The organism is Pseudomonas cyclaminis (assembly GCF_015163715.1).
Classification (GTDB): Bacteria; Pseudomonadota; Gammaproteobacteria; order Pseudomonadales; family Pseudomonadaceae; genus Aquipseudomonas; species Aquipseudomonas cyclaminis.
Window position 1 is genome coordinate 1 of record NZ_JADDUM010000124.1, and the last position, 3,977, is coordinate 3,977.

At 62.9% G+C, this 3,977-nt stretch carries 4 protein-coding genes; 3 read left to right on the plus strand and 1 reads right to left on the minus strand.

Annotated elements, in window-relative coordinates; translation table 11 throughout:
* Window positions 1-222: 222 nt before the first annotated feature.
* The gene (locus IQK56_RS16390; protein ID WP_150762458.1) at window positions 223-690 is read right to left on the minus strand and encodes a TIGR02444 family protein; all 468 of its coding nucleotides are present in this window, start codon (window positions 688-690) and stop codon (window positions 223-225) included.
* Between the two features lie 50 nt (window positions 691-740).
* Between IQK56_RS16390 and IQK56_RS16395 the strand changes: the two genes are divergently transcribed.
* The 3 genes from IQK56_RS16395 to IQK56_RS16405 all read left to right on the plus strand — a co-directional run bounded on the left by IQK56_RS16395 (window position 741) and on the right by IQK56_RS16405 (window position 3,944).
* Window positions 741-2,651, plus strand: a complete 1,911-nt coding sequence (locus tag IQK56_RS16395) for an ATP-binding cassette domain-containing protein (protein WP_150674473.1) — start codon at window positions 741-743, stop codon at window positions 2,649-2,651.
* On the plus strand, window positions 2,651-3,223 hold the full coding sequence (locus IQK56_RS16400; protein WP_122305088.1) for a mechanosensitive ion channel family protein: 573 nt from the start codon (window positions 2,651-2,653) through the stop codon (window positions 3,221-3,223). The genes IQK56_RS16395 and IQK56_RS16400 overlap by 1 nt, the downstream gene beginning before the upstream one ends.
* A gap of 88 nt (window positions 3,224-3,311) precedes the next feature.
* Window positions 3,312-3,944: a LysE family transporter gene (locus IQK56_RS16405; RefSeq protein ID WP_122305087.1), complete on the plus strand. Its 633-nt coding sequence runs from the start codon at window positions 3,312-3,314 to the stop codon at window positions 3,942-3,944.
* The last annotated feature ends 33 nt before the right edge of the window (window positions 3,945-3,977 follow it).

Sequence of the window (3,977 nt, forward strand, 5' to 3'; positions counted from 1 at the left end):
CTGCTGCTGCAAACCAGCCGCCAAGCCAGTTGCTAAAGCTGCTGCTGCAAAGCCAGCCGCCAAGCCAGCGGCTAAAACTGCTGCTGCCAAACCAGCCGTTAAGCCAGCACCCGCCAAGCCAGCAGCACCTGCGGCTACTCCGGCTGCCTCCACCGCTCCAACCGCCCCGGCCAACAGCACCCCTGCACCGGCAGCACCAAGCACCACTCCAACCAGCGCTTCCTAAGTGCCGGTGGCCACGACGCGCAAGTGTTGCAGCGCGTCGTGGTCAAGGTTGGTGGCCGCCTCAGCCACCAGTCCTTCCAGCCATTTCTGATGCTCCATCACTTCTGCGCTCGACCATGTCTGTGCCAGCGCTTCCAGGCGTGCCAGCAGTTCGCGTTCCGCGTCCAACTCCAGGGTTTTGACCCGCTCCCGTAACGCCGACAGTTGTTCATCCTGCTGCGCCAACGCCCGCCATTGCACGCGCACCTGTCGCAACGGGTCGATGACGTGCGCCTGCCAGGGTCCGGCGATCTGTTTCAGCGCCTGCAAGCGCTCGCAGGTCAGCGCCACCCCGCGATGTTCCAGCCACGCCCCACACAGCAGCAGGCACACATCCGCTCCTTGTTCCTGCAAACGCAGGCACGCGGCTTCCACACCCGGACGGGCGTAAGTCGAGAGGGCAAAGCTCCACAGGTCAGCACACATATTCACACCCAAGCCATTGGCCAACGAAGCTGGTAGACTCCGCCGCCATTATGATCCGACTTCAAAGCCTAACATTACAGCGTGGCCCGCAACGTCTTCTCGAAGACGCCGAGCTGACCCTGCACGCCGGTCACAAAGCCGGCCTGATCGGTGCCAACGGCGCCGGCAAATCCACGTTGTTTGCCCTGTTGCTGGGTGAGCTGACCCCGGATTCCGGGGACTGCCTGCTGCCGGCCGACTGGCGCATCGCCCATATGCGCCAGGAGATCGATACCCTGGACCGCATCGCGATCGACTACGTGCTCGATGGCGACCTGCGTCTGCGCCAGGTGCAACACGACCTGGCCGAGGCCGAGAAAGCCCAGGACGGCGCCGCCCAGGCGCGCCTGCACGCCGAACTCGACAGCGCCGACGGCTACACCGCCGACGCCCGCGCCCGCAAGATGCTTGCCGGCCTTGGCTTCACCAACGAACAAATGGACCGTCCGGTCGCCGACTTCTCCGGCGGCTGGCGCATGCGCCTTAATCTGGCCCAGGCGCTGATGTGCCCCTCGGACCTGTTGCTGCTCGACGAACCGACCAACCACTTGGACCTCGATGCGATCCTGTGGCTGGAAGATTTCCTCAAGAGCTACCAGGGCACCTTGCTGTTGATTTCCCACGACCGGGATTTCCTCGACGCCGTGGTCGACAACATCGCCCATGTCGAACAGAAGAAAATCACCCTCTACCGGGGCGGCTACACCGCGTTCGAACGTGCCCGTGCCGAGCGCCTGGCCCAGCAACAGCAGGCGTTCGAGAAGCAGCAAGCGCAACGTGCGCACATGGAAAGCTACATCGCCCGGTTCAAGGCCCAGGCCACCAAGGCCCGTCAGGCCCAGAGCCGGATCAAAGCCCTGGAGCGCATGGAAGAACTGTCGGCGGCCCACGTCGATTCGCCGTTCGACTTTGTATTTCGCGAATCGGTGAAGATCTCCAGCCCCTTGTTGGACCTCTCGGATGCCCGCCTGGGTTATGGCGACAAAACCATCCTGGAAAAGGTCAAGCTGCAGCTCACGCCAGGTGCGCGCATCGGTTTGCTCGGCCCTAACGGCGCGGGCAAGTCGACGCTGATCAAGAACCTCTCGGGTGAGCTGCAACCCCTGGCCGGCCGCCTGACCCGTGGCGAGAACCTGGTGGTGGGCTACTTCGCCCAGCATCAGTTGGACTCCCTGGACTCCAAAGCCAGCCCGCTGCTGCACCTGCAACGCCTGGCGCCGACCGAGCGCGAGCAGACCCTGCGGGATTTCCTCGGTGGTTTCGACTTCCGTGGCGCACGCATCGACGAGCCGGTGCTGAACTTCTCCGGTGGTGAAAAGGCGCGCCTGGCCCTGGCGCTGATCGCCTGGGACCGTCCGAACCTGCTGCTGCTCGATGAGCCCACCAACCACCTGGACCTGGAAATGCGCCTGGCGCTGACCATGGCCCTGCAGGAATTCAGCGGTGCGGTACTGGTGGTGTCTCACGATCGCCATTTGCTCAAGAGCACCACCGACAACTTTCTGCTGGTGGCCGATGGCAAAGTCGAAGAGTTCGACGGCGACCTGGATGACTACGCACGCTGGCTGACGGATTACCGTCTGCGCAACGCACCGGTCAGCAACACGCCGGTCAACCCGGACAAAACCGACAAAAAGGCTCAACGTCAGGCTGCTGCAGCCTTGCGCCAACAGTTGGCGCCGCACAAGCGCGAAGCCGACAAGCTGGAAGCCGAGCTGGGCAAGCTGCACGAGCGCCTGGCCAAGATCGAAGCCAGCCTGGGCGACAGCGCCGTGTACGAGGCGGCGCGCAAGGATGAGCTGCGCGACCTGCTGGCCGAACAGGCCAGGCTCAAGGTGCGTGAAGGGCAATTGGAGGAGACCTGGATGGAAGCCCTCGAACTGCTCGAAACCCTGCAAGCGGAGCTGGAGGCGCTGTCCTGATGGAAGCGTTGCAATTGCCGATTCCGACGCAATGGGTCGAGCCCGTGTGGATCGGTGTGCAAATCCTGCTGATCCTGCTGGGCGCTTACCTCGCCCAGCGTTTCGTTGCCAAAGGCCTGACTCGCCTGGGTGAGCGCTACCCGTTCCCGCCGCAGCTGTTGATGCCGCTGCGCGGGGGGCTGCGGTGGCTGATCATGGGCAGTGCGCTGATCTTCGTACTGGGTCGCCTGGGCGTGTCCGCCACCGTGCTGTGGACCGCGTTGTCGGGGTTTGTTGCGGTTGCCGCCGTGGCGTTCTTCGCGATGTGGTCGGTGCTGTCGAACCTGCTGTGCGCGATCTTGATTTTCACTGTCGGGCCGTTCCGCATTGGTGACATCGTCGAGCTGGTGGATACCGTCGACAAGCCGGGTGTGAAAGGCCGTGTGGTAGCAATCAACCTGCTCTACACCACATTGATCGAGGTCGCAGAGGCCGGGACTGACAGTGCGATGGTGCAAGTGCCCAACAGCCTGTTCTTCCAACGTTCCGTGCGGCGCTGGCCAGGCACTCATGTGTTTCCGGGCGACCGCTAGGAATCACCTCGTATAAAAATCTATAGCCATTGCTCGGCCGGCGGAGTTAGCTTAAGGCACAACCGCTAATTCCTTCCCGAGGTGTGCAATGGCACTCGATACGTGGCTGGCCTTTTTCCTGGCCAGTTGGATCATCTCCCTTTCCCCTGGCGCCGGTGCCATCGCTTCGATGTCCAGCGGCCTGCAATATGGTTTTGTGCGCGGTTACTGGAACGCCATTGGCCTGCAACTGGGCCTGGCGATGCAGATTGCCGTGGTGGCCGGTGGTTTGGGTGCGATTCTCGCGGCGTCGTCCACCGCGTTTTATGCGATCAAATGGTTCGGCGTGGCCTACCTGGTGTACCTGGCCGTCAAGCAATGGCGCGCCTTGCCCATGGACATGACCGATGACGCGGCGCCACGCCCGATCGGCAAGCCGATGGCAATGATGTTCCGCGGTTTTCTGGTCAACGCCAGCAACCCGAAAGCCCTGGTGTTCATGCTGGCGGTACTGCCGCAGTTCGTGAACCCGCAGGCGCCGTTGCTGATTCAGTATCTGATCCTGGGTGCGACGATGATCAGCGTCGATATGATTGTGATGGCGGGGTACACGGGGTTGGCGTCGAAGGTGCTGCGCCTGTTGCGCACGCCAGCGCAGCAAAAGCGCGTGAACCGCACGTTTGCCGGTTTGTTTGTGGGGGCGGCGGGTTTCCTCGCCAGCCTGCATCGCGCCACGGCTTGAGCTGATCGAACCGGATAAAAAATGTGGGAGGGG

Coding starts and splice junctions, on each gene's coding strand:
- IQK56_RS16390 (WP_150762458.1), bottom strand. CDS start 690: ATGTGTGCTGACCTGTGGAGCTTTGCCCTCTCGACTTACGCCCGTCCG.
- IQK56_RS16395 (WP_150674473.1), top strand. CDS start 741: ATGATCCGACTTCAAAGCCTAACATTACAGCGTGGCCCGCAACGTCTT.
- IQK56_RS16400 (WP_122305088.1), top strand. CDS start 2,651: ATGGAAGCGTTGCAATTGCCGATTCCGACGCAATGGGTCGAGCCCGTG.
- IQK56_RS16405 (WP_122305087.1), top strand. CDS start 3,312: ATGGCACTCGATACGTGGCTGGCCTTTTTCCTGGCCAGTTGGATCATC.